Annotated in this window: 23 protein-coding genes; 19 read left to right on the top strand and 4 right to left on the bottom strand. The window is 55.8% G+C overall.

The window, feature by feature from the left end:
- Positions 1–63 precede the first annotated feature (63 nt).
- The 4 genes from ACVBEJ_RS10695 to ACVBEJ_RS10680 all read left to right on the top strand — a co-directional run bounded on the left by ACVBEJ_RS10695 (position 64) and on the right by ACVBEJ_RS10680 (position 3,698).
- Positions 64–1,440 carry an MFS transporter gene (locus ACVBEJ_RS10695; protein WP_447129620.1) on the top strand — a complete coding sequence of 459 codons (1,377 nt, stop codon included), beginning with the start codon at positions 64–66 and terminating at the stop codon, positions 1,438–1,440.
- 89 nt (positions 1,441–1,529) lie between these two features.
- Positions 1,530–2,039 (top strand): single-stranded DNA-binding protein, encoded by a 510-nt coding sequence (gene ssb / locus ACVBEJ_RS10690; protein ID WP_447129619.1) that lies wholly within the window; start codon positions 1,530–1,532, stop codon positions 2,037–2,039.
- Between the two features lie 169 nt (positions 2,040–2,208).
- Positions 2,209–2,817 carry a fused MFS/spermidine synthase gene (locus ACVBEJ_RS10685; RefSeq protein WP_447129618.1) on the top strand — a complete coding sequence of 203 codons (609 nt, stop codon included), beginning with the start codon at positions 2,209–2,211 and terminating at the stop codon, positions 2,815–2,817.
- Positions 2,817–3,698 (top strand): spermidine synthase, encoded by an 882-nt coding sequence (locus ACVBEJ_RS10680; protein WP_447129617.1) that lies wholly within the window; start codon positions 2,817–2,819, stop codon positions 3,696–3,698. Before ACVBEJ_RS10685 ends, ACVBEJ_RS10680 begins: the two co-directional genes overlap by 1 nt.
- A 159-nt stretch (positions 3,699–3,857) precedes the next feature.
- Here the strand turns inward: ACVBEJ_RS10680 and fabB are convergent, their stop codons facing one another.
- On the bottom strand, positions 3,858–5,075 hold the full coding sequence (gene fabB, locus ACVBEJ_RS10675; protein WP_447129616.1) for a beta-ketoacyl-ACP synthase I: 1,218 nt from the start codon (positions 5,073–5,075) through the stop codon (positions 3,858–3,860).
- Between the two features lie 181 nt (positions 5,076–5,256).
- Between fabB and galU the strand changes: the two genes are divergently transcribed.
- Positions 5,257–6,108, top strand: coding sequence for a UTP--glucose-1-phosphate uridylyltransferase GalU (gene galU / locus ACVBEJ_RS10670; RefSeq protein WP_447129615.1), 852 nt, complete (start codon positions 5,257–5,259; stop codon positions 6,106–6,108).
- Complete coding sequence (locus tag ACVBEJ_RS10665; RefSeq protein ID WP_447129614.1) at positions 6,101–7,498, top strand: phosphomannomutase; 1,398 nt, start codon at positions 6,101–6,103, stop codon at positions 7,496–7,498. The genes galU and ACVBEJ_RS10665 overlap by 8 nt, the downstream gene beginning before the upstream one ends.
- Positions 7,499–7,619: 121 nt before the next feature.
- Here the strand turns inward: ACVBEJ_RS10665 and ACVBEJ_RS10660 are convergent, their stop codons facing one another.
- The gene (locus ACVBEJ_RS10660; protein ID WP_447129613.1) at positions 7,620–8,582 is read right to left on the bottom strand and encodes a polyprenyl synthetase family protein; all 963 of its coding nucleotides are present in this window, start codon (positions 8,580–8,582) and stop codon (positions 7,620–7,622) included.
- Between the two features lie 287 nt (positions 8,583–8,869).
- On the opposite strand from ACVBEJ_RS10660, the gene rplU reads away from it, so the two are divergent.
- The 3 genes from rplU to cgtA all read left to right on the top strand — a co-directional run bounded on the left by rplU (position 8,870) and on the right by cgtA (position 10,921).
- Positions 8,870–9,184, top strand: a complete 315-nt coding sequence (gene rplU / locus ACVBEJ_RS10655) for a 50S ribosomal protein L21 (RefSeq protein ID WP_447129612.1) — start codon at positions 8,870–8,872, stop codon at positions 9,182–9,184.
- Between the two features lie 23 nt (positions 9,185–9,207).
- Complete coding sequence (gene rpmA / locus ACVBEJ_RS10650) at positions 9,208–9,465, top strand: 50S ribosomal protein L27 (RefSeq protein WP_447129611.1); 258 nt, start codon at positions 9,208–9,210, stop codon at positions 9,463–9,465.
- A 265-nt stretch (positions 9,466–9,730) separates the two neighbouring features.
- Entirely contained in the window at positions 9,731–10,921 is a 1,191-nt protein-coding gene (gene cgtA / locus ACVBEJ_RS10645) for an Obg family GTPase CgtA (RefSeq protein ID WP_447129610.1), read from the top strand.
- A gap of 270 nt (positions 10,922–11,191) precedes the next feature.
- Here the strand turns inward: cgtA and ACVBEJ_RS10640 are convergent, their stop codons facing one another.
- Positions 11,192–12,331: a S1C family serine protease gene (locus tag ACVBEJ_RS10640; RefSeq protein ID WP_447129609.1), complete on the bottom strand. Its 1,140-nt coding sequence runs from the start codon at positions 12,329–12,331 to the stop codon at positions 11,192–11,194.
- A 19-nt stretch (positions 12,332–12,350) separates the two neighbouring features.
- Positions 12,351–12,857 (bottom strand): YhcB family protein, encoded by a 507-nt coding sequence (locus ACVBEJ_RS10635; protein WP_447129608.1) that lies wholly within the window; start codon positions 12,855–12,857, stop codon positions 12,351–12,353.
- Between the two features lie 89 nt (positions 12,858–12,946).
- On the opposite strand from ACVBEJ_RS10635, the gene zapE reads away from it, so the two are divergent.
- The 10 genes from zapE to ACVBEJ_RS10585 all read left to right on the top strand — a co-directional run bounded on the left by zapE (position 12,947) and on the right by ACVBEJ_RS10585 (position 23,188).
- The gene (gene zapE / locus ACVBEJ_RS10630) at positions 12,947–14,068 is read left to right on the top strand and encodes a cell division protein ZapE (protein ID WP_447129607.1); all 1,122 of its coding nucleotides are present in this window, start codon (positions 12,947–12,949) and stop codon (positions 14,066–14,068) included.
- Positions 14,069–14,486: 418 nt separating this feature from the next.
- On the top strand, positions 14,487–14,915 hold the full coding sequence (gene rplM / locus ACVBEJ_RS10625) for a 50S ribosomal protein L13 (protein WP_447129606.1): 429 nt from the start codon (positions 14,487–14,489) through the stop codon (positions 14,913–14,915).
- Between the two features lie 13 nt (positions 14,916–14,928).
- Positions 14,929–15,321, top strand: coding sequence for a 30S ribosomal protein S9 (gene rpsI / locus ACVBEJ_RS10620; RefSeq protein WP_447129605.1), 393 nt, complete (start codon positions 14,929–14,931; stop codon positions 15,319–15,321).
- Positions 15,322–15,745: 424 nt separating this feature from the next.
- Complete coding sequence (gene petA, locus ACVBEJ_RS10615) at positions 15,746–16,336, top strand: ubiquinol-cytochrome c reductase iron-sulfur subunit (protein ID WP_447129604.1); 591 nt, start codon at positions 15,746–15,748, stop codon at positions 16,334–16,336.
- Positions 16,336–18,417 carry a ubiquinol-cytochrome c reductase gene (locus tag ACVBEJ_RS10610; protein WP_447129603.1) on the top strand — a complete coding sequence of 694 codons (2,082 nt, stop codon included), beginning with the start codon at positions 16,336–16,338 and terminating at the stop codon, positions 18,415–18,417. The genes petA and ACVBEJ_RS10610 overlap by 1 nt, the downstream gene beginning before the upstream one ends.
- A gap of 88 nt (positions 18,418–18,505) precedes the next feature.
- Entirely contained in the window at positions 18,506–19,138 is a 633-nt protein-coding gene (locus tag ACVBEJ_RS10605; protein WP_447129602.1) for a glutathione S-transferase N-terminal domain-containing protein, read from the top strand.
- A 31-nt stretch (positions 19,139–19,169) separates the two neighbouring features.
- Positions 19,170–19,601: a ClpXP protease specificity-enhancing factor gene (locus ACVBEJ_RS10600; RefSeq protein ID WP_447129641.1), complete on the top strand. Its 432-nt coding sequence runs from the start codon at positions 19,170–19,172 to the stop codon at positions 19,599–19,601.
- Between the two features lie 117 nt (positions 19,602–19,718).
- Positions 19,719–20,897, top strand: a complete 1,179-nt coding sequence (locus tag ACVBEJ_RS10595) for an acetyl-CoA C-acyltransferase (protein WP_447129601.1) — start codon at positions 19,719–19,721, stop codon at positions 20,895–20,897.
- Positions 20,898–21,046: 149 nt separating this feature from the next.
- Positions 21,047–22,228, top strand: a complete 1,182-nt coding sequence (gene fabV, locus ACVBEJ_RS10590) for an enoyl-ACP reductase FabV (protein WP_447129600.1) — start codon at positions 21,047–21,049, stop codon at positions 22,226–22,228.
- A gap of 126 nt (positions 22,229–22,354) precedes the next feature.
- Positions 22,355–23,188 (top strand): MBL fold metallo-hydrolase, encoded by an 834-nt coding sequence (locus tag ACVBEJ_RS10585; protein ID WP_447129599.1) that lies wholly within the window; start codon positions 22,355–22,357, stop codon positions 23,186–23,188.
- The last annotated feature ends 44 nt before the right edge of the window (positions 23,189–23,232 follow it).

Genomic DNA, 23,232 nt, shown 5'->3' with positions numbered 1-23,232 from the left:
CGCTGTTGTGCCACTCTGATAAACTTCCCCGCTTTGCGCGGTTTCACCAGTAGCGAGCCTGTTTTGCACAATAACGATCAATTTTCTCCTGCCGAGCGTCAGGCAGTGGCCTCCATTGCCAGCCTCTACGGGCTGCGTATGCTCGGCCTGTTTATGGTGCTGCCCGTGTTGGCCCTGTATGTGCAGGACTATCGGGCGGCTACGCCACTGCTGTTGGGGTTTGCCTTGGGGGTTTACGGGCTCACCCAGGCGTTACTGCAAATTCCTTTGGGGTTGGCTTCCGACCGTTTGGGTCGCAAACCGATTATTGTTGCTGGCTTGCTTTTATTTGTTGGCGGCAGCGTATTGGCGGCCCAGGCTGACAGTATTTATGGCCTGATTGCCGGCCGTGCCCTGCAGGGTGCCGGTGCCATTGCCAGCACACTGATGGCTCTGGTAGCGGATGTAACCCGAGAGCAAAACCGCACCAAGGCCATGGCGAGCATCGGTGGCAGCATTGGTTTTTCCTTCCTTCTGGCGCTGATTCTGGGGCCCTGGATCAGCACTCAGTTCGGTGGCCTGGCGGCGGTGTTTTGGGTGACGGCGGTGTTGGGGGTTGTCGGCGTGCTATGGGCCCAGTGGCGTTTGCCCGCGCCGCAGGTGGGAGCCGTCAACCGGCCTGTTGTTAATAGGGAAACACAGGCGGTACCGGCGATGATTGCCGGAGTGTTGAAAGACGTGAGGCTGCTGCGCCTCGACCTGGGAATATTTACTCTGCACCTGTTGCTAATGGCCGGATTTGTAGCGATTCCGACGGTGCTCACCGACAGCCTGCAAATACCCCTGGAGAGCCACTGGTGGGTTTATCTGCTGCTGCTGGGAGGGTCGTTTTTTGCCATGATCCCCGCCATCATCGCCGCTGAACGCGGTGGCCACATGAAGCCGGTATTTCTGGCGGCTATTGCCCTGGCCGCACTGAGTCTGGGTGGTTTTTCCCTGGGTTTTGAGGGTGGAGCTGTTGTGGCGCTGGGTTTGTTGTTCCTGTTTTTTGTGGCCTTCAATCTGTTGGAGGCCAGCTTGCCGTCACTGGTGAGCAAAACCGCTCCGGCGGGGGCTCGTGGCACGGCCATGGGGGTGTATTCCACCAGTCAGTTCCTGGGCGCTTTTGTGGGCGGTGTGCTGGGCGGCTGGTTACTGCCTTTGTATGGGGTGGCGGGGCTGTTTGCGGTGTTGGCGTTAGTGACGCTGTTGTGGCTGTTGTTGGTGTTTCCCATGGAAGCGCCCCGCGCCCTGTCGGGGGTGGTGTTCAAGTACAGTGATCGCGATGGCTATGCCGGTGAGTTGGAAGCGTTGCCCGGCGTGGAGGATGTGGTACTGGTGGCCGATGAAAAAACCGCTTACGCCAAAGTGGATCGAAAAGAAGTGGATTGGGAGCTGTTGCAACCCTACCTTTCCGAATAAGCCTTTTCCCGGTACCATAGTCGGCTTGCACAATGGGTGGGGAGCGATGGGAATGCTCTCCTACTTCAAGAACAACAGGAGAAAATTGTATGGCTCGCGGCATCAACAAAGTGATTTTGGTTGGCAACCTCGGCCAGGACCCGGAAACTCGCTATATGCCTTCCGGTGGCGCGGTAACCAATGTCAGCGTGGCGACTTCGGAAACCTGGAAAGACAAGCAAACCGGTCAGCCTCAGGAGCGCACAGAATGGCACCGAGTGGTGTTTTTTAACCGCCTTGGCGAGATCGCCGGTGAATATCTGAAAAAAGGCAGCAAGGTGTACATCGAAGGTTCCCTGCGTACCCGCAAGTGGCAGGGGCAGGACGGCCAGGATCGTTACACCACCGAAATTGTCGCCAGTGATATGCAAATGCTGGATAGTCGCGGCGGGCAGGGAATGGATCAAGGAGGTTATGCACCTCAGCAGTCCGCTCCTCAACGCCCGGCGCAAAACCAGAATCAGGGTCAGGGCCAGCAGCAAAACCAACAACAAAGCCAGCAGCCCCCGCAGCAAAGCGGCAATGATTTTGATAATTTCGATGATGACATTCCGTTCTGAGTGGCAACGGAATTGATTTCCAAAGGCTCCACACGGAGCCTTTTTTATGGCGCTTTTGCCGTCATTGCGAGGAGCCGCAGGCGACGTGGCAACCTCCTGATTTCGGAGTGCATGGCTGAAGGGCGCTTCGCCTTGTTCGCAATGACGGGATGAATTTGAGGGTAAAAACTTGCGCACTGCACTGTTACTGCTGATGTCCTTCACCATGGGCTTTGCCATTATGTCCAGCGAGCTGCTGGGCGGGCGCATATTGGCGCCCAATTTCGGTTCCAGCATTTTTGTCTGGGGCAGCATTATCACGGTGTATATGCTGGCTTTGTCACTGGGATACCTGATTGGCGGCCAGTGGTCCATGCGCGCGCCCAGTTTTCGCAAGTTTGGCCTGCTGTTTCTGGTGGCGGGCCTGTCGCTGTTGCACATTGTCGCTTCTGATCAGTGGGCTATGGATTGGGTGTTTGTGCGCATTGAAGACCCCCGTGGTGGGGCGCTGTTGGCATCCATGCTGCTGTTTTTTGTGCCTTCCATCATTATGGGGGTGGCCGCACCCTACGGTGTGCGCCTGCTGGTACAAAGCCGCGAGAGCAGCGGCAAGGCGGCGGGATTTTTGTATTTTGTCTCTACCCTGGGCAGCGCTGCGGGCACCATTATGACCTCCTTTTATCTGGTGGTGTGGTTTGAGATTGACCAGATAATTTATTGCTGCACCGGGTTGTTGGTGGCGCTTGGTGTTGTGGCGTTGCTGATGCCGGATTCTGGTTCGCAAGAGGTTGAAGCCTGATGCCTGTATTACTGGCAGCTATTTTGCTGATATGTGCGGCAAGTGCACAAGCAGAAACCATTCACCGGGAAAAATCCCTCTACCGGGATTTGTACGTGGAAGAAGATGATGGCAGACGCTGCCTGAAGTTTCGCACACGCAACCAGAGGGACAGTAGCCAATCCTGTGTTTTTGTACAGCGCCCCGACTTGCTGGCGCTCAACTACACTCACATGGCCATGTCGGGCCTGCTGCTAAAACCACAACCGAAAAAAATTCTGGTAATTGGCTTGGGGGGCGGTGTTTTGCCGAGAGCCCTGGGCTCCCTGTACCCGCAGGCGGAGATCACCTCGGTGGAAATCGACCCGGCAGTGGTGGCGGTGGCAAAGCGTTACTTTTATTTTCAGGAAGGCGGCAACAACCGGGTAGTGACCCAGGACGCCCGGGTATTTGTTAAACGGGCCGGGCTCAAAAAAGAACGCTACGACTACATTATTCTCGACGCCTTTAACGGCGACTATATTCCCGGCCATTTGATGACCCTGGAATTTTTTCAGGAAGTAAAAAAAATTATGACGCCGGATGCGGTACTGGTAGCCAACACCTTCAGCCGCAGCGAACTGGTGAATCACGAATCCGCCACTTATCACAAAGCGTTTGGCAAATTTTACACGGTGTCTCAGCGGGACAGCGGCAACCGCATGATTTTGGTATCCAAACACAAATTGCCAGGGCGCACTGAAATGCACCGCAATATGCGGGCGTTGTCACCGCAGCTGCTTGAACTTGGCGTGCAAGGGCGCAAATTGCTCAACGGCCTCGACCGAACTCCCGGATGGAAGCGATCAGCCAAAGTGCTGACGGACCAGTATTCGCCGGTGAATGTGTTGAATGCGGAGTGAGGGGTTTGGTTTGATGCTCGACATTAGGTGAAAAGTCACGATGTCATTCTGAGCGCAGCGAAGAATCTCACAAGTTGCTACTGGTATTGAGGTCCTTCGCTGCGCTCAGGATGACTGGTTGTTGGGGGCTGTTCGTCGCCGGATGCTCGTATCCCGCAGCTACGCTTTATACCGCTGCATCACCAACGCCGCATTGGTACCGCCAAACCCAAAGCTGTTGGACATCACGGTATTAATCCCCGCATTGTCGATACGCTCGGTCACCACCGGCAGATGGGCGGCTCGTTCGTCCAGGTTTTCGATATTGGCAGAGGCGCAGATAAAGTCGTTTTGCAGCATCAGCATTGAGTAAATGGCTTCGTGAACGCCAGCGGCGCCCAGGGCGTGACCAGTGAGGGATTTGGTGGAGCTGATTTTCGGCACCTTGTCGCCAAAGGTGTCGCTGATGGCTTGCAGCTCTTGAGTGTCGCCCACCGGGGTGCTGGTGCCGTGGGTGTTGATGTAGTCCACGTCGCCCTCTACGGTTTCCAGTGCTTGCTGCATGCAGCGCACTGCGCCTTCACCAGAGGGAGCCACCATGTCGTAGCCATCTGAGGTGGCACCGTAGCCGACCACTTCGGCGATGATGTTGGCGCCGCGCGCCAGGGCGTGTTCCAGTTCTTCCACCACCACGCAGCCGCCGCCGCAGGAAATGGTAAAACCGTCGCGGTCTGCATCGTAGGCGCGGGAGGCTTTTTGCGGGTTGTCGTTGTATTTGGTGGTCAGCGCACCCATGGCGTCGAACATGGCGCCCATGGACCAGTGTTCTTCTTCACCGCCACCGGCAAAAATCACGTCTTGTTTGCCCAGCTGAATCTGTTCCACCGCCGCGCCGATACAGTGGGCGCTGGTGGCGCAGGCGGAGGTGATGGAATAGTTCACCCCTTTGATTTTAAACGGCGTTGCCAGGCAAGCGGACACGGTGTTGCCCATAATCTGGGTCACCCGGTACGGCCCCATGCGCTTGACGCCTTTGGCGCGCATGGTGTCTACCGCTTCGATAAATTTGTCGCCGGAAAACCCGCCGGATGCCATGATAATGCCGGTGCGGGGGTTGGATACCTGGTCTTCACTGAGGCCGGAATTGTCGATGGCCTGCTTCATGGCCACATAGCCGTAACCGGCGGGCTTGCCCATAAAGCGCATGGTTTTGCGGTCGATGTGCTCGCTGAGGTCGATGTCAATGCGCCCGGCCACATGGCTGCGCAGCCCCAGCTCTTTGTATTCTTCCTTGTAGTGAATCCCCGACTTGCCTTCTTTCAAAGCCTGGGTGACGGATTCGAGATCGTTGCCGAGTGGGGAAACAATCCCCATGCCAGTGATGACGGCGCGCTTCATAAAGTACCTCGGTGCCTGAAAAGGTTGGCTGAAAAGTGCCTGGCATTGTACTTGATGGGCCTGCGCTTGTTAACCGACCATATGCGTAATAGGGTAGTTCTGCGGCCTGTTCAAAATTGACCTTAAGGGGGCATAATCCCTGCCGTAAACCTTTCGTCGTTGTGAATAACAAGGAATAACCATGATAAGAAAATGCCTTTTCCCGGTGGCGGGCTACGGAACCCGCTTCCTACCCGCCACCAAATCCATGCCCAAAGAGATGTTGCCCATCGTCAACCGCCCATTGGTGCAGTACGGTGTGGAAGAAGCCATGGACGCCGGGCTGCACGAAATTGGCTTTGTTACCGGTCGTGGCAAGCGTGCTATCGAAGATCATTTCGACACCAATTACGAGCTGGAGCATCAGATTTCCGGCACCTCCAAAGAAGAGTACCTGCACAGCATTCGCCATGTGATTGAAAACGGCAGCTTCTCATTTACCCGCCAACGGGAGATGAAAGGCCTTGGTCACGCCATTCTTACCGGCGAGCGGCTGATTGGTTACGAGCCCTGTGGGGTAATTCTGGCGGATGACTTCTGTATCGGCGAAGGCGGCAAAGGGGTGATGGCGCAGCTGGTGGAAATTTATCGTCGCACCGGCAAAAGTGTGGTGGCTATTGAGGAAGTGCCCGATGACGATGTGTCCAAATTTGGTGTTATCGCTGGCGAGGAAATTGAGCCGGGGCTTTACCAGGTCAACGACATGGTTGAAAAACCCGCCAAAGAAGACGCGCCCAGTAATATGGCCATTATTGGCCGCTACGTGCTGACGCCGGATATTTTCAATATTTTGCGCTATACCAAGCCGGGCAAAGGGGGCGAAATTCAGATCACCGATGCCCTGCTGGAGCAGGCCCGTCGCGGCGATGTGCTGGCCTACAAATTCAAGGGCAAGCGTTTCGATTGCGGTAGTGTGGATGGCTACGTGCAAGCCACCAACTATGTTTACGAAAATTTTTACTGCAAAAATAACGATCAGGTGACCCATGCCTGAGGCTGATGAATCTCAAACCTTGAGCTGTTTTAAAGCCTATGACGTGCGTGGACGGGTGCCCGATGAGCTGAATGTGGATGTCGCCTGGCGCATCGGCCGTGCCACCGCCCAGTTTCTGGGTGCCAGTGCTTTGAGTGAAAAGCGCATGGTGGTGGGCCACGATATTCGCCTGACCAGTCCGGAATTGTGTGACGCCCTGGTTCGGGGTTTGCGGGAAGGCGGGGTCAATGTCACCCATATCGGCCAGTGCGGTACCGAGGAAATTTACTTTGCTACCACCCACGGCGGCTACGATGGGGGCATCGTGGTTACCGCCAGCCACAACCCCATGGACTACAACGGCATGAAGTTTGTGCGCGAGCAGTCCAAGCCCATCTCTGGCGACAATGGCCTGCTTGAAATCAAAGCGCTGGCCGAGCAAAACGATTTTGCCGCAGTTGATACAGTGGGCACTTTGCAACAGGATCACGACAAAACTGCCTATATCCAGCATCTGTTGGGCTATGTGGATCACAGCCAGTTGAAACGGCTAAAACTGGTGGTGAATGCCGGTAACGGAGGCGCTGGCACCGTGGTGGATTTGCTGGAGTCGCATCTGCCGTTTGAATTTATCAAGGTGCACCACCGGCCAGACGGCCACTTTCCCAATGGTGTGCCCAATCCACTGCTGGAAGAAAACCGCGCCGCCACCGCCGAAGTGGTGCGCAGGGAAAAAGCCGATATGGGTATCGCCTGGGATGGCGACTTCGACCGCTGCTTCTTTTTTGATGAAAACGGCGATTTTGTCGAGGGCTACTATCTGGTTGGTTTGTTGGCTGAGCATTTTCTTAAGAAGGAAAGTCTGAACAGGCACGTCAGCAACGCCATTGTTCACGACCCCCGCCTTACCTGGAACACCATCGATGTGGTCAAACGCCTGGGCGGTACCCCGGTGCTTACCAAAACCGGCCACGCGTTTATCAAACAGTGCATGCGCGATAACGATGCCATTTACGGTGGTGAGATGAGTGCTCACCACTATTTTCGCGATTTTGCCTATTGCGACAGCGGTATGATTCCCTGGTTGTTGGTGGCAGAAATTGTCAGCCAGTGTGGTAAGCCCCTGTCGCAGCTGGTGGCGGAATGCCAAAAAGCCTACCCGGTCAGTGGTGAAATCAACAGCCGAATCCAAAATACCGAGGCGGTACTGGCCGAGCTTGGCGAGCGCTATGGCCCCGGTGCCAAAGCCGAAGACCGCACCGATGGCCTGAGCCTGGATATGGGGGAATGGCGTTTTAACGTGCGCCTGTCAAATACCGAGCCGGTGGTGAGACTGAATGTTGAGAGTCGCGGTGATCAGGAATTGATGCGGGAGAAAACGGCGGAATTGTTGGCGGTGATCAGAGGATAGCTGCGAGCTACTGGCTACGAGCAGCCCGAGCGAACCTGTCATCCTGAGCGCAGCGAAGGATCTCTGTGTTACGTCACGGTAAGAGGTTCTTCGCTGCGCTCAGAATGACGGCTCGCAACGATCAATACGTTCTAGTGATAGAAAAATTCGCCAGTTCTTCCAATGTTTTGATTAAGGGGGAATCTGGCAGTTGTGACAACTGCTGTTTGGCCGCGTCCACCTGCTGCTGTGCCTGCTCCATGGTGTAATCCAGTGCGCCAGTCTGTTTGACGATAGCCACCACTTGCTCCAGTTTGTCTATCTGCGCCTCTTTAATGGCTTCGCGAATGGTGGCGGCTTGCTGGTCGGTGCCCAGGCGCATGGCGGCCAGCAGTGGCAGGGTGGGCTTGCCTTCCGCCAGGTCATCACCAACGTTCTTGCCCAGTTCTTCCGCATTGCCTTGGTAGTCCAACCCATCGTCCACCAGTTGAAAGGCCAGACCCAGGTGGCGGCCGTAGCGCTGCATGGCTTGCCGTTGTTGCGGCTGTTCAGTGGCCAGTACCGCGCCTACCTGGGCAGCGGCTTCAAACAATTGCGCGGTTTTTTTGCGGATCACCTGAAAATAATCCGCCTCACTGATATCCGGGTTGCCCGCATTGATCAACTGCTGCACTTCCCCTTCGGAAATAATATTGGTGGTGTCCGCGAGGATGGACATGATCTCCATATCGCCAATGGCCACCAGCATTTGAAAGGCCCGGGAGTACAGGAAATCACCCACCAGTACACTGGGGGCATTGCCCCAGCGGGCGTTGGCGGTGGCGCGGCCGCGGCGCATGTCGGAAGTGTCCACCACATCGTCGTGCAGCAAAGTAGCGGTGTGGATAAACTCAATAATCGCCGCCAGCTCAATATGGCGCTTGCCCTCATAGCCGCAGGCGTTGGCAGCCAGTAGCACCAACAGCGGGCGCAGGCGCTTGCCGCCAGCGTCCACAATGTACTGGCCGATGTTTTCCACCAGGCCCACATCCGAGTGCAGTTGGTTGATAATCAGGTCGTTGACCGCCAGAAAGTCGCTTTCTACAGCGCGGTGGAAGGGCAGCATAAGCCAGTGGCTTCCTTAATATAGGGGTGAGTGGGGCTGGAATCCTAGGTGTCGGCCTTTGAGGTGTCAAGGGCGCAAAAATTCCCGGAAAGGCAGGTAAAATAAGCGCAAATTTGGCCTTGCGACCCATGGGTGATTTCCGTACAATTGCCGCCCTCGAATCTGGGGCTCGGCTTTTAAGACGACTTTCTTGCTTATTCGACTCTTTATAATAGGGTACGTTATATAGGGTACGAGACAAGAGCGTGTATTAAGTTGGCCCAAATGCAGCAAGTTTGGAGCAATTTATGTACGCAGTTATCGCAAGCGGTGGCAAACAGCATCGCGTCCAGGAAGGGGAAATCCTGCGCCTGGAAAAACTGGAAGTGGCCACTGGTGATTCCATCGACTTCGACGAAGTGCTGATGGTTGCCGATGGCGAAAACATCAACATCGGCGCCCCTGTGGTGGACGGTGCCAAAGTGAGCGCGGAAATTCTGGCTCACGGTCGTGGCGAGAAAGTGAGCATTATCAAGTTCAAGCGTCGCAAGCACCACCGCAAGCAAATGGGCCACCGTCAGTGGTTCACCGAAGTGAAAATCACCGGCATCAGCGCTGGTTAAGACAGAATTTAGGAGACTGGATCATGGCTCACAAAAAAGCTGGTGGTAGTACCCGGAACGGACGGGATTCAGAAAGCAAACGCCTTGGCGTCAAGCGCTTCGGCGGTGAAACCATTTCTGCGGGCAGCATTATCGTGCGTCAGCGCGGCACCAGGTTCCACGCCGGTGACAATGTTGGCATGGGGCGCGACCACACTTTGTTCGCCAAAGCGGAAGGCAAGGTGCAGTTCACCACCCGTGGCGACAAGAACCGCAAATACGTAGAGATTGTGACTGCCTGATTGTGGCTGTTACCTCTGCTTAAAAAGGCCCCCTCGCGGGGCTTTTTTTGTGTCAGTGGATTATTATTAGTCGCACGTTGCACGTTAAGGCCTCTACGCTTGTCATTCTGAGCGTAGCGAAGAATCTCTCTCTGATCCGAGCTGCGAGATCCTTCGCTACGCTCAGGATGACAGACAGGGTGCCTGGTTTTAGCGTGCGACATCCGACGTCAGACGTGCGACCACCGAGTATTACCTCGTTTTGAAAAAAGTTGGTTAAAGCAACATGAAATTTGTCGATGAAGCACCCATTCGGGTTCAGGCGGGCAAGGGCGGCAATGGCTGCATGAGCTTTCGCCGGGAAAAATTTATCCCCCGCGGTGGCCCGGATGGTGGCGATGGTGGCGATGGCGGTTCCATCTATCTGCAAGCGGACGAAAATCTCAATACCTTGGTGGATTACCGCTATACCCGCAGCTACAACGCCGAGAGCGGCAAGCAGGGTAGTGGTGGCAATTGCACTGGCCGAAAAGGGGATGACCTGATATTAAAAGTGCCAGTGGGTACCACGGCCATTGATGTGGATACCGAGGAAACCCTCGGCGACCTCACGGAGCCCAACCAGCGTTTGATGGTGGCTCAGGGAGGCTGGCATGGCATCGGCAATGCCCGTTTTAAATCCAGCACCAACCGCGCGCCGCGACAAACCACTCCAGGTAAAGAGGGGGAGGTGCGCAACCTCAAGCTGGAGTTGAAGGTGCTGGCCGATGTGGGTCTTTTGGGCTTGCCCAATGCCGGTAAATCCAGCTTTATTCGTGCGGTATCGGCGGCGCGGCCGAAGGTGGCCAATTACCCTTTTACCACCTTGGTACCCAATTTGGGAGTCGTGGGTATGGATGGCCACCGCAGTTTTGTGGTGGCGGATGTACCCGGTTTGATTGGTGGTGCCTCCGAAGGCGCAGGTTTGGGTATTCGCTTTTTAAAGCACCTCACCCGCACCCGCTTACTGCTGCATGTGGTGGATATGATGCCCTACGACGGCACGACTCCAGAGGAGAATGTCGCCACTATCGACCGGGAGCTGGAGAATTTCAGCCCGACGCTGGCGCAGCGGGATCGCTGGTTGGTGCTCAATAAGGTGGATTTGTTGCCGGAGGCGGATCGCGAACAGCGTTGCAGGGAGTTGATTGCCGCGCTGGATTGGCAGGGGCCGGTGTTTTCTATTGCCGCCATCTCCAAACAGGGCACCGGCGACCTGTGTACAGACATTATGGATTATCTGCAAGAGTGTTGGCAGGCGGAAGAAGCCAACCCGGAGCTGGCTCAACAGGAGTCTCAGCGCCGTGAGCAGATGCAGCAGGAAGCTCGTGAGCGTATTGAAGAATTGCGCGATGCGCGCCGCCGTGGTTCCGGCCCGGAAGATGATGACGATGATTGGGATGATGATGACTACGATGTAGAGGTCGTCTATACCTAGGGGGCGTTCTCAATTAGTGAGCTGTTGCTGCTGGAGCCCATTTTGGCTCTCAGCAAGGCGCCGTGAGTGCTGTGTAGTCGCTCTACATGAGCGAACGGTAACACCGCTGAGGGCCAAAATGGGCCCAGCCCTTCGGGTTGCGCCTGAAATGGCGCCATACTGTGTTATTCGTCGTTCATTTGGAATGACCAAACCACTCTCCTCATGCCTTGTCTGGCGCCATTTCAGGCACAACAGCAATAACTCACTAATTGAGAACGCCCCCTAGGATTAATCCTGCGGTATCGAGGGCTCTGTGGTGGCCACTATGTTCAGGGTTAGCTCCTTGCCGCCGCGTACGATGTCAAAAGCCAGGGTTTCCCCTGGGGCCAGGTCAAACATCAGTTGGTAAATGTAGCCCTGGTCGGTGCGCCGCTGGCCATTGATGCCAATTATAATGTCCCCGCTCAATAACCCCGCACTGCTGGCGGGCCCGCCGTTACCGATGGCGGTTACCATCAATCCGGACTGGTATTCAAAACCGAGCAGCCCCATTTGCCGCTCGTTCAGCGATTCCACAGACACATCACCGATATACCCCCGTCGAACGTAGCCGTATTCGCGGATGTCTTTTAGCACTTTCAGGGCGTCATTGGATGGTATTGCAAAGCTGATGCCGTAGCTGCTGGCGGCTTTGCCGTTGCGGTTAAGGGTGGCATTATTGATGCCCAGCAGTCGCCCGTAAGCGTCCACCAGGGCACCGCCGGAGTTGCCGGGGTGGATGGTGGCATCGGTCTGGATGCTTTCCCGATACTGACGATGGCGGCCACTGCTGAATTGCTTTTGCCCCAGGGCGCTGATAATGCCCTGGGTGACGGTCTGGCCCACGCCGTGAGGGTTGCCGATGGCCAGCACCACCTGGCCCACTTCCGCCTCCATGGAGTTTACGGTTTCAATGGGGGTGAGCTCGTCCAGGTCGACCTTGAGCACCGCCAGGTCGGTGGCCTTGTCGCTGCCCACCACTTCAGCCACCGATGTGCGGCCGTCATGCAGCTGGATATTGATTTGATCGGCGCCAGATACAACGTGCAGGTTGGTGAGGATGTGCCCGTCCCGGCTGAATATTACGCCGGAACCCAGGCCGATGGCTTCGCGGGTGCGCGGGGTTCTGGCGTTGACCAGGCGGCTGAGTATGGGGTCGTCCAGAATCGGGTGCCTGGCGCGCTGGATTACCTGGCGGCGGCTGTAAATATTGACTACCGAGGGTGCCGCCCGGCGCACCGCATCGGCGTAGGATACCGGGCCCTGCCAGGCGCTCTGGCCATTTTTGCCGAACCACTGTTCCGTATTGCTGAGCAGCAAAATAGCAGCGGCAGCGGCAACTCCGATAAGTACCGGCCAGCCGATAAATTGCAGAATGCGGGAAGTCATAGAGTGGCGGCAGTGGCGATCAGACCGCTTTCAGTGTCGGGTCGTCTTCGTTGTCGTTTTCGTCATTGGCCACCTGGTGGCCGGGGCGGGCTTCGATACCGTAATCGTCCTTTAAACCATATTCTTCACTGAGTACGCCACCCGGCGCCTTGGGAGCATAGTCTTTGGGGGGCTCAGGGGGCGTGCCAGCCAAGGGTTCGCTGCTGTTATCAGTTAGCTTGCCGGTGCCGGCGTTCACCAGTTGGCGGCTGATGTCCGGGTTGGCCAGGTGCATGGCGCTACTGGCCATATGTTCATGCACGGCTTTGTAGCTTTGAGTCAGGTTGTTGATAAGCCCGGAGGTTTGGATAAAATGCTCGGTCACTTCCTGCTGGTAGTCCTTGAGGCTGTTCTCTGCCTGTTGCAGCTTGCTTTCCAGTTCACGCACCTTTTGTTGCTCTGGATTGGTCAGGCGTGACAGCAGCATGCCAATAACAGCGCCTGCCACAAGGCATATCAGGGCGGTGATAACAACGGTGGTGCTCAAGGGTCTTCTCCCGGGTCAACAGACCTAGAGTGTCTCGTAACCGCCACACTGAATCAACGTTTTTTTGTTTTTAACACTTGAGGTAGTCAATGAATCCAACCCCTATGGAGCGCTATCGGAAAGATCTTGAGCGCAGCGGGTTTAGCCACGATACAGCCCAGCAGCAGGCGGTGGAAAAACTTCAGGATCTTTATGAACGGCTGGTGGCTGAGTGGCGCGAACAACAGGGCCGGGGGCGTTTGTCTCGCTGGCTTGCCGGGTTTTCTGGCGGTCGCGGTGAAATTCGTGTGCAGCGCGGTTTGTACTTCTGGGGTGGTGTTGGCCGCGGCAAAACCTATTTGATGGATAATTTCTACGAGAGCCTGCCTTTTGACGCCAAAATGCGCTCTCACTTCCATCGCTTTATGCGCCTGGTGCACCAGGAGCTGAAGCAGCTCGAGGGTGTGAAAAACCCCCTGGAAAAAGTCGCCGATGGTATTGCCGCCAAAGCCCGGGTGTTGTGTTTTGACGAGTTCTTTGTTTCCGATATTACCGATGCCATGATTCTTGGCACGCTACTGGAAATGCTGTTCAAGCGCGGCGTGGCGTTGGTGGCCACCTCCAATATTGTTCCCGATGGCCTGTACGAAAACGGTTTGCAGCGCGCCCGTTTTCTGCCCGCCATTCAATTGCTGAACGAGCATACGGAAGTGGTCAATGTGGATGGTGGCGTGGATTACCGTTTGCGCGCCCTGACTCGCGCAGAGCTTTACTACTCTCCACTGGATGAGGGGGCGGAAACCGCTTTGCGTTCGGCTTTTGATGATTTGGTGCCGGCGGCAGACGAGGTGTGCGAGGGGCAGCCATTGGAGGTGGAGGGCCGGGAAATTGTTACCCGGTTTATTGGTGAAGACGTAGTGTGGTTCGACTTTCTGGCCATTTGCGATGGCCCCCGCAGCCAGAATGACTACATTGAAATCGCCCGGGAGTTCCATGCGGTATTGGTGGGCAAGGTGCCGCAAATGGGGCGAGATAACGACGATCAGGCGCGGCGCTTCATTAATATGGTGGACGAATTTTACGACCGCAATGTCAAACTGGTGCTGTCGGCGGCGGTGCCACTGGAGGAGATCTACGCCGGTGGCAACCTGGATTTTGTGTTCCAACGCACCCGTTCCCGCTTGTTGGAGATGCAATCTCACGAATACTTGGCGCGGGCGCACAGGCCTTGAGTTGGGACTTGGTGCTGGGGCCGAAGCGCAGTATGGCTTTCTGTGACACGCCGTGAACCCGTCCATGGGGGCTCGTCGCCAGCATCCATGCTGGCGGCGGTCACAGAAAGCAATACCGCACTCCGGCCCTCAAGTTTGGGCGTGGCCCCCATCCTTTTGTGTTAAGCCTCGGTGCTGGTACAGCCTTGCAGGACCGTATGTGGCATGGATGCCGCATCCGAGCTTACATGGATGCTTATTCTGAAAACGAAAGTACAGCGTGTCCTGTAGGGCTTTACCAGTGCCTGAGCGCCACCGCAATTTGTTGTTGGTTAAGGGCGAAAAAAACCAGTTGAAATGCCCTTCTCACTTCGGTAGTATTCGCGCTCTTTTTTGGGACGAGCCCCGAACTCAAACCCAAACATTCAGGCAGGAAACAATGAAAACTTTTAGTGCCAAACCCGAATCTGTACAGCGCGACTGGTATCTGGTTGACGCCACAGACAAGACCCTCGGTCGCCTTGCTGCCGAGATCGCCAGTCGTCTGCGCGGTAAACACAAGCCGGAGTACACTCCGCACGTGGATACCGGCGACTACATTGTTGTCACCAACGTAGAGAAGATCCGCGTTACCGGCAACAAGGCGAAAGACAAGATTTACCACAGCCACACCGGGTACCCCGGTGGCTTGAAGTCCATCAGCTTTGAAAAGCTGGTTGATAAAGCCCCCGAACGCACCTTGCAGAGCGCCGTAAAAGGCATGCTTCCCAAGGGGCCGCTGGGTCGCGCGATGTTCAAAAAACTGAAGATTTACGCTGGCAGTGAGCATCCGCACGCCGCTCAGCAGCCACAAGAACTGAATATCTAACGGACGATTGATTATGGCAGACAACCAATTTTACGGTACCGGTCGTCGCAAAACCTCCTCTGCGCGTGTATTCATCAGCAAAGGTAGCGGCAACATCACCATTAACAATCGCACCATCGACCAGTACTTTGGCCGTGAAGTGGCGCGTATGATTGTTCGTCAACCGCTGGAAACAGTGGAAATGGCGGATCAATTTGACCTGAAAATTACCGTCAAGGGCGGTGGCAGCTTCGGTCAGGCAGGGGCGATTCGCCACGGTCTGTCCCGTGCTCTGCTGCAATACGACGAAAACCTGCGTGGTCCACTGCGTGCCGCTGGCTTCCTGACCCGCGACGCCCGTGAGGTGGAGCGTAAGAAAGTCGGCCTGCACAAAGCCCGTAAGCGTCCGCAGTTCTCCAAGCGTTAATTGCACGCTGCAATGCAGTATCGAAAAGCCCGGGTTTTGCCTGGGCTTTTTTGTGGGTGTTTGACGTTGGACGTTCGGTGTTTGACGAAAAGCCTTGACTCGGCAGTGATGCGGGGCATCATCACGCCGTCCAACGTCCAACGTCCAACGTCCAACGTCCAACGTCCAACGTCCAACGTCCAACGTCCAACGTCCAACGTCCAACGTCCAACGTCCAACGTCCAACGTCCAACGTCCAACGTCCAATTTTTCACCAGCTTTTCATCAATTAATTCAATAAATTGCCCCCATCACTCCAAGGGCTATATTGCTAAAAATGGCGCTTTTCTTTACTATGGCCCGCTATTTGTGGGTGGCCTTGCATCACTGCCCCCAACTCTCTCGCTGGTACCAAAATTGAGTAATAACACTAAGGGGAAGCGTCATGAGTAATGACGGTGTCAATCACGACAGACGTCGTTTTTTGATTGGGGGTGCCTGTGCTACAGGCGCAGTCGGTGGCATCTTTGCCGCAGTGCCATTTGTCGGCTCCTGGGCGCCCAGTGCCAAGGCCAAAGCTGCCGGTGCGCCGGTCAAGGCTAATATTGGCAAGCTGGAACCGGGTCAGATGATGACTGTGGAGTGGCGCGGCAAGCCGGTGTATGTGGTGCGCCGTACCGAAGCGGTACTGGAATCTCTGCAAAAAACCAAAGACCGGGTTCGCGACCCCAATTCTGAGAAGTCCAAACAACCCGCTTACGTAGACCCTTTTAACCGTGCCATCAAACCGGAGTATCTGGTTCTTGTCGGTTTGTGCACTCACTTGGGTTGTGCTCCGCAGTTTCAGCCTCAGGTTGGGCCCATGCCGTTTAATGCGGATTGGCAGGGCGGTTTTTTCTGCCCTTGCCACGGTTCCATGTTCGATTTGGCCGGGCGGGTGTTTCAGGCAGTTCCTGCACCGACTAACCTGGAGGTTCCGCCTCATCGGTTTGAGGGTGACATACTCGTAGTTGGCGAAGATCAGGAGGCCGCATAATGAATAAACTGGCCCAGTTGGGAGCCTGGTTCGACTCCCGTATGCCCATGCTCCAAGTGGAGTGGAACAAACACATGGCGCAGTACTACGCGCCCAAGAATTTTAACTTCTGGTACTTTTTTGGCGTTCTGTCACTGCTGGTGCTGGTAAACCAGATCGTAACCGGTATCTGGCTCACCATGCAGTACACCCCCAGCGCTGAAGCCGCGTTTGCTTCGGTGGAATACATCATGCGTGATGTGGACTGGGGCTGGCTGATTCGCTACATGCATTCCACCGGTGCCTCCATGTTCTTTGTGGTGGTGTATTTGCATATGTTCCGCGGTTTGCTGTACGGCTCTTACAAAGCGCCCCGCGAGCTGGTGTGGATTTTCGGCATGGCCATCTACCTGGTGCTGATGGCGGAAGCCTTTATGGGCTACGTATTGCCCTGGGGCCAGATGTCCTACTGGGGCGCCCAGGTGATTGTATCTCTGTTTGGCGCTATTCCCGGGATTGGCGAAGGCCTGGTGGAGTGGGTGCGCGGTGACTTCCTGATTTCCGGCGCTACCCTCAACCGCTTCTTTGCCCTGCATGTGGTGGCCTTGCCGCTGGTGCTGCTGGGCTTGGTGGTCATGCACATCTTTGCCCTTCACGAAGTGGGTTCCAATAACCCGGACGGCGTGGAAATCAAAAAGAACAAAGACGAGAACGGTGTGCCCCTCGACGGCATCCCCTTCCACCCCTACTTTACCGTGCACGATATGGTGCCGGTGGTGGTATTCTTCTTTGTCTTTGCCTTTATCTGCTTCTTTGCCCCGGAAATGGGCGGTTTCTTCCTGGAATACGCCAACTTTGAAGAAGCCAATGCCCTGAAGACTCCAGAGCATATTGCCCCGGTTTGGTACTTCACCCCGTTCTACTCCATGTTGCGGGCGGTGCCGGACAAGCTCGGTGGCTTTATCTGTATGGGTGCAGGTGTGGCTGTTCTGTTCCTGTTGCCTTGGTTGGACAAGAGTCCGGTCAAGTCGATTCGCTACAAGGGCATTGTCAGTCGTATAGCCCTGCCAGTCTTTGCTGCCAACTTTATTATTCTGGGTGTATTGGGCGTTAAAGCCCCCACTGACGCCCGTACCGTTTTGGCACAGATTTGCACCATTATTTACTTTGCCTTCTTTATTTTGATGCCTTTCTGGACTGCACGGGAGAAGGTGAAACCTGAGCCTGCCCGCGTGACCATGAATGGTGGAATGGGTGCCTGGAAGTCTCTGCTGGTATGGATAGGTGTGGCTTTGCTGGCCTTCCTGCCGCTGAAAGCTGTGGGTGCAGGCGGTGCGCACCCCTGTGGCACCATCGACTGCGACCCATTTGTGAATCCGGCGCTGGTTGATATAGCGGATGACTTGACCAAAAGTGACTTCAAGCGCCTGGAGCAGGAATCCCGCCAGCGCGGTGTGCAATTGTTTGCCAACTACTGCATGGGGTGTCACTCCGCCAAGTATTCCCGCTACGAGCGCGTTGCCGACGACCTTAATATGCCCCACCAGTTGGTGTTGGATAACCTGGTGTTTAACGACGGCAAAATTGGCGATCTGATGGAAATTTCCATGCCGCCGCGCAAGGCCAAGGCCTGGTTTGGCGCTACGCCGCCGGACCTGACGCTGGTGGCTCGCGCTCGCAATCCGGAGTGGCTTTACACCTACCTGCGTCACTTCTACAAAGACGACAGCCGTCCTCTGGGGGTGAACAACAAGGTATTCAAAGACGTGGGTATGCCCCATGTGTTGATGGAACTGCAGGGCTTGCAGGAGTGTGCGCCGGGGCCATCGCTGGATGCGCACGGCAACCCGAAAACTGATCCGTTAACCGGTGCTCCTATACTTGATGATGACTGCGGTGATTACAAAATTGTTCAGCCGGGTACCATGACCACGGCGGAATACGATCAGGCCATGTACGATCTGGTGAACTTCCTCGAATACGTGGCCGAGCCCATAGCTGAAAAGCGTCAGAGTATGGGCGTTTATGTGTTGCTGTTTCTCGCCTTCCTGTTTATCTGGGTGTGGTTGCTGAACCGCGAGTACTGGAAAGATATTCACTGAGTTCGGTTATATTTTTGGGCCGCCCACAGGTGGGCGGCCTTTGTTGTTTTAATAAGTGTTTTTACTGTACCAATAGATGAGGTTCCCCATGGGGGTTGTTGCTAAACGTTCTTCGATGACATTTTTTTCCGATCCACAATGTCATTACTGCCACCGGGTTCGCATCGTGCTGGCTGAAAAAGGCGTGACTGTGGATATTGAAACCGTTGATCCGGCCAACCCGCCGGAGGAACTGGCGGAAGTCAGCCCCTACAACTCTGTGCCAACCCTGGTAGATCGCGACCTCGCCCTGTACGAATCCAAAGTGATGATGGAATACCTGGACGAGCGTTTCCCCCATCCGCCGTTGCTGCCCGCTTACCCGGTAGCCCGCGCCCTGAATCGTCAGTTTATGTTTCGCATTGAGCGCGACTGGTGTCAGATGGTGGATTTGATCACCGCCAAAGGCAGCACCAAAGAGGCGGACGCGGCTCGCAAGCAGTTGCGTGACGAACTGGTGTCCATCGCCCCCATCTTTGCGGAAACCCCTTATTTTATGAATGAGGAATTTTCTCTGGTGGACTGTTGCCTGGCACCGATTTTATGGCGTTTGAACTGGTTGGGTATTTCGCTGCCCAACAACAAGCAGGTAAAACCCCTGCACGCTTATATGCAACGTATTTTCGAACGTCCGTCAGTGCTGCAAAGTTTGTCAGAAATTGAACGGGAAATGCGCCCCTGATCGTACGGGACAGGAGTATTCCATGTCTTCGATGAGTTCCAATCGGCCCTACCTGATCCGCGCCTTTTACGACTGGATTGTCGACAACGACTGCACCCCCTACGTGGTGGTGGACGCCTATTACGATGGCGTTGAAGTGCCCCAGCAGCACGTCAATGATGGCCAGATTGTGCTCAACTTGTCCCCCCGGGCCGTGGCGGGTTTTTCTCTGGAAAATCAGCAAATTCGTTTCAGCACTCGCTTTGGTGGCGTGCCTACGGATATCCGCTTGCCCGTGGAGTCGGTGCTTGGCATCTATGCCCGGGAAAATGGCCAGGGTATGGTGTTCCAGCGCGAGGAACCGGCAGTGGCCCTGGCTCCGGTACAGCCGGTTCCCGACGACAATGGCGATGAGCCCACGCCTCCGGACACGCCCCCGTCTGGGCCCTCCGGCCCACGGCCCACACTAAGAGTGGTTAAATGACACTCTGGTGTCATCCTGAGCGCAGCGAAGGATCTCACAACGATCAAATATTGATATCCTCAGGTCGGCTGCGCCACCTCAGGATGACAGCTACACGAAAAACTCCGAGGTAACCCAATGAATGACCCAATTGTAATTGTCGGTATGGCACGCACCCCTATGGGGGGCTTTCAGGGAGACTTCAGCACCGTGTCTGCCACCGAACTGGGTGGAACGGCCATTCGCGCAGCGGTTGAACGCGCCGGCGTAACACCGGATCAAGTGGATGAAGTGCTGATGGGCTGTGTGTTACCTGCAGGGCTGGGTCAGGCTCCGGCCCGCCAAGCGGCGCTGGCTGCCGGCCTGCCGAAAAGTGTGCCCTGCAGCACCGTGAACAAAGTCTGCGGTTCCGGCATGAAAACCGTAATGATGGCCGCCGCCGAACTGCAAATCGGCAGTGCCGATGTGGTGGTGGCCGGTGGCATGGAAAGCATGACCAATACCCCCTATATGCTGCCCAAGGCCCGCAGCGGTCAGCGCCTGGGTCACGGTGAAGTGCTCGACCATATGTTTTACGACGGCCTGCAGGATGCCTACGCCGGTGGCCTGATGGGAGCCTTTGGCGAAAACTGTGCTGACAAATACCAGTTTACCCGCGAACAACAGGATGAGTACGCCATCGAATCCCTGCGCCGTGCGAATGCGGCTATTGAGGGGGGCCATTTCAAAAATGAGATCGCTCCGGTGGTCGTGAAGAGTCGCAAAGGCGATACCCTGATCGATACCGACGAACAGCCGGGCAAGGCGCGCCCGGACAAGATTCCCGCTTTAAAACCTGCCTTTAAAAAAGACGGCACCATCACCCCGGCCAACGCCAGCTCCATATCCGATGGCGCGGCGGCACTGGTGCTGATGCGCCAAAGTGAGGCGGAAAAACGCGGCCTTAAACCCATCGCCGCCATTCGCGGCAGTAGCCAGCACGCCCATGAGCCGGAATGGTTTACCACCGCACCGGTAGGCGCCATGCAAACATTGCTGCAAAAACTCGATTGGTCAGTAGCGGATGTGGACCTGTTTGAAGTGAACGAAGCCTTTGCAGTGGTGAGCATGGCAGCCATGACTGAACTGGATATCCCCCACCATAAAGTCAATGTGCACGGTGGTGCCACCGCCCTGGGCCACCCGCTGGGTGCCAGCGGTGCTCGCATACTTGTCACGCTGATTGCGGCCCTGCAAACCCACGGCAAAACCCGCGGTATGGCGTCCCTGTGTATCGGCGGCGGCGAGGCCACTGCTATTGCGGTGGAGTTGCTGTAAGTCATCGCGCCTTGGCAACATGTAGCCCGGGTGCGCCCCGCTCTCAGCGGCTGAAAAAAAACCACTTTGCGCGTATCATTGCGCCCTGTTTACCCAATCACACCGACAGGCTGCCGGTTGCAGCACGCTTAATTACTGGAGACTGCTGAATGATTATCAAACCCAAAATCCGCGGTTTTATCTGCACCAATGCGCACCCGGCGGGTTGTGCCGCCAGCGTTCGTGAACAGATCGAATACGTCAAACAACAGGGCACCATCGACAGTGCGCCCAAAAAGGTTTTGGTGATTGGTGCATCCACCGGTTACGGTTTGGCATCGCGGATTACCGCGGCTTTTGGCGGCGGTGCAGATACCCTGGGTATCTTCTTTGAAAAGCCCCCCACCGAAAAACGCACCGCCTCTGCCGGTTACTACAATTCTGCGGCTTTTCACGAGGCGGCGCGGGCGCAGGGACTGTATGCCGAAAGTCTCAATGGCGATGCTTTCTCTGACGAGCTGAAAGAGCAAACCATCGCCAAGCTAAAGGCGGAAATGGGCCCGGTTGATATGGTGGTATACAGCCTGGCATCGCCGCGCCGCACCGACCCGAAAACCGGTGTGACCTACAGCTCTACCCTCAAGCCGGTGGGCCAGAGCTACACCACCAAAGGTTTGAACACCGACACCGAAGTGGTGAACGAAGTTACCGTAGAGCCCGCCAGCGACGAAGAAATTGCCAACACCGTCAAGGTGATGGGCGGCGAAGACTGGGAGTTGTGGATCGACGCCCTGTCCGACGCCGGCCTGCTGGCGGATGGCTGCAAAACCGTGGCTTACACCTATATTGGCAAGGAGCTCACCTGGCCCATTTACGGCAAGGCCACCATCGGCAAGGCCAAGGAAGACCTGGACCGCGCCTCCAGCGCCATCGCCACCAAACTGCAGGCCATTGGTGGTGAGTCCAAAGTGGCGGTTCTGAAAGCCGTGGTTACCCAGGCCAGTTCTGCCATTCCGGTTATGCCCCTGTATATCTCTCTACTGTTTAAAGTGATGAAAGAGCAGGGCAGCCACGAAGGGGTGATTGAGCAGATTTACGGCCTGTTTGCCGATCAGTTTTACACCAGGGGCGAGCGAGATACCGACGAAGTGGGCCGCCTGCGTATGGACCTGAAAGAGCTGGACGACTCCATTCAGGACAGGGTCAAGGAGTTGTGGGCTCAGGTATCCACTGAAAACCTGCGCGACCTGTCCGACTACGCCGGATACCACGAGGATTTTCTCAAGCTGTTTGGCTTCGGCTTTGACGGCGTGGATTACGACGCCGATATCAGCCCGCTGGTTGAGTTGTAAATCAGCTGCTTTCTATCCGCTGTCATCCTGAGCGTAGTGAAGGATCTCTGTACTGCTTCCTGGTGCGAGACTCTTCGTTGCGCTCAGAATGACAGATACCCACCGCGTAGCCCGAAACTCGTTGTTATGTTAAAACAACTCTCACCCTTGGTCCGCCGTATCACCGCCCCCAATCCAGGCCCCATGACCGCTACGGGTACCCACACTTACCTGGTGGGGGGGGAACAGGTTGCAGTGATCGACCCCGGCCCGGCCATTGATTCCCATATTCAGGATATTCTCGCCGCCTGTGGTGACAGGCTCAAATGGGTGGTTGTTACCCATACCCACCCGGACCATTCCCCGGCGGCTCAGGCGCTAATAGCAGCCACCGGTGCCGAGCCCATCGGCCAGGTTATGCCGGACGACGGCCACCAGGACAGCAGTTTTCAGGTGGACCGCAATATCGCCGATGGCGAATGGCTGGAGTGTGGTGAGTTTCGTTTGCAGGCTATCTACACACCGGGCCATGTGGGTAACCATGTGTGTTACCTGCTGGAACAGGAAAAAACCCTGTTTGCGGGCGACCACCTGTTTGGCGGTGGCTCGGTAGTAATTATTCCCCCCAGCGGTGACATGAAAGACTACCTGTCATCACTGCAAAAACTGCAGACACTGGATATCGACACCATCGCCCCCGCGCACGGCGGCCTGATAGATGAACCCCGGGAAAATATCGAACAACTGATCGAGCACCGTTTGAAACGGGAGCGCAAAGTCATCTCCGCTCTTGAGCAATTGGGGGAATCCAGCCTGGAAGCACTGCTGCCGGTGGTATACGGCGATGTAAGTGCTCACTTGCACAAAGTCGCCAGTTACTCCCTGTGGGCGCATTTGTTAAAACTGGAAAAAGATGGGGTCGCTCAGAAAACTATTCACAAACACTGGGCCTTTGGTGAGGAACATTGGGTGTTGGTTTGAACCACACAAGCCGTTTTTGTAGGGGGGATTAGCCGAAGGCGTAA

The organism is Porticoccus sp. GXU_MW_L64 (assembly GCF_052983295.1).
Note: the sequence above shows the minus strand (reverse complement) of the source record. Positions and strands in the feature narration are given on the sequence as shown.

Coding starts and splice junctions, on each gene's coding strand:
- ssb (WP_447129619.1), top strand. CDS start 1,530: ATGGCTCGCGGCATCAACAAAGTGATTTTGGTTGGCAACCTCGGCCAG.
- ACVBEJ_RS10680 (WP_447129617.1), top strand. CDS start 2,817: ATGCCTGTATTACTGGCAGCTATTTTGCTGATATGTGCGGCAAGTGCA.
- fabB (WP_447129616.1), bottom strand. CDS start 5,075: ATGAAGCGCGCCGTCATCACTGGCATGGGGATTGTTTCCCCACTCGGC.
- galU (WP_447129615.1), top strand. CDS start 5,257: ATGATAAGAAAATGCCTTTTCCCGGTGGCGGGCTACGGAACCCGCTTC.
- ACVBEJ_RS10665 (WP_447129614.1), top strand. CDS start 6,101: ATGCCTGAGGCTGATGAATCTCAAACCTTGAGCTGTTTTAAAGCCTAT.
- ACVBEJ_RS10660 (WP_447129613.1), bottom strand. CDS start 8,582: ATGCTGCCCTTCCACCGCGCTGTAGAAAGCGACTTTCTGGCGGTCAAC.
- rplU (WP_447129612.1), top strand. CDS start 8,870: ATGTACGCAGTTATCGCAAGCGGTGGCAAACAGCATCGCGTCCAGGAA.
- rpmA (WP_447129611.1), top strand. CDS start 9,208: ATGGCTCACAAAAAAGCTGGTGGTAGTACCCGGAACGGACGGGATTCA.
- cgtA (WP_447129610.1), top strand. CDS start 9,731: ATGAAATTTGTCGATGAAGCACCCATTCGGGTTCAGGCGGGCAAGGGC.
- ACVBEJ_RS10640 (WP_447129609.1), bottom strand. CDS start 12,331: ATGACTTCCCGCATTCTGCAATTTATCGGCTGGCCGGTACTTATCGGA.
- zapE (WP_447129607.1), top strand. CDS start 12,947: ATGAATCCAACCCCTATGGAGCGCTATCGGAAAGATCTTGAGCGCAGC.
- rplM (WP_447129606.1), top strand. CDS start 14,487: ATGAAAACTTTTAGTGCCAAACCCGAATCTGTACAGCGCGACTGGTAT.
- rpsI (WP_447129605.1), top strand. CDS start 14,929: ATGGCAGACAACCAATTTTACGGTACCGGTCGTCGCAAAACCTCCTCT.
- petA (WP_447129604.1), top strand. CDS start 15,746: ATGAGTAATGACGGTGTCAATCACGACAGACGTCGTTTTTTGATTGGG.
- ACVBEJ_RS10610 (WP_447129603.1), top strand. CDS start 16,336: ATGAATAAACTGGCCCAGTTGGGAGCCTGGTTCGACTCCCGTATGCCC.
- ACVBEJ_RS10605 (WP_447129602.1), top strand. CDS start 18,506: ATGGGGGTTGTTGCTAAACGTTCTTCGATGACATTTTTTTCCGATCCA.
- ACVBEJ_RS10600 (WP_447129641.1), top strand. CDS start 19,170: ATGAGTTCCAATCGGCCCTACCTGATCCGCGCCTTTTACGACTGGATT.
- ACVBEJ_RS10595 (WP_447129601.1), top strand. CDS start 19,719: ATGAATGACCCAATTGTAATTGTCGGTATGGCACGCACCCCTATGGGG.
- fabV (WP_447129600.1), top strand. CDS start 21,047: ATGATTATCAAACCCAAAATCCGCGGTTTTATCTGCACCAATGCGCAC.
- ACVBEJ_RS10585 (WP_447129599.1), top strand. CDS start 22,355: ATGTTAAAACAACTCTCACCCTTGGTCCGCCGTATCACCGCCCCCAAT.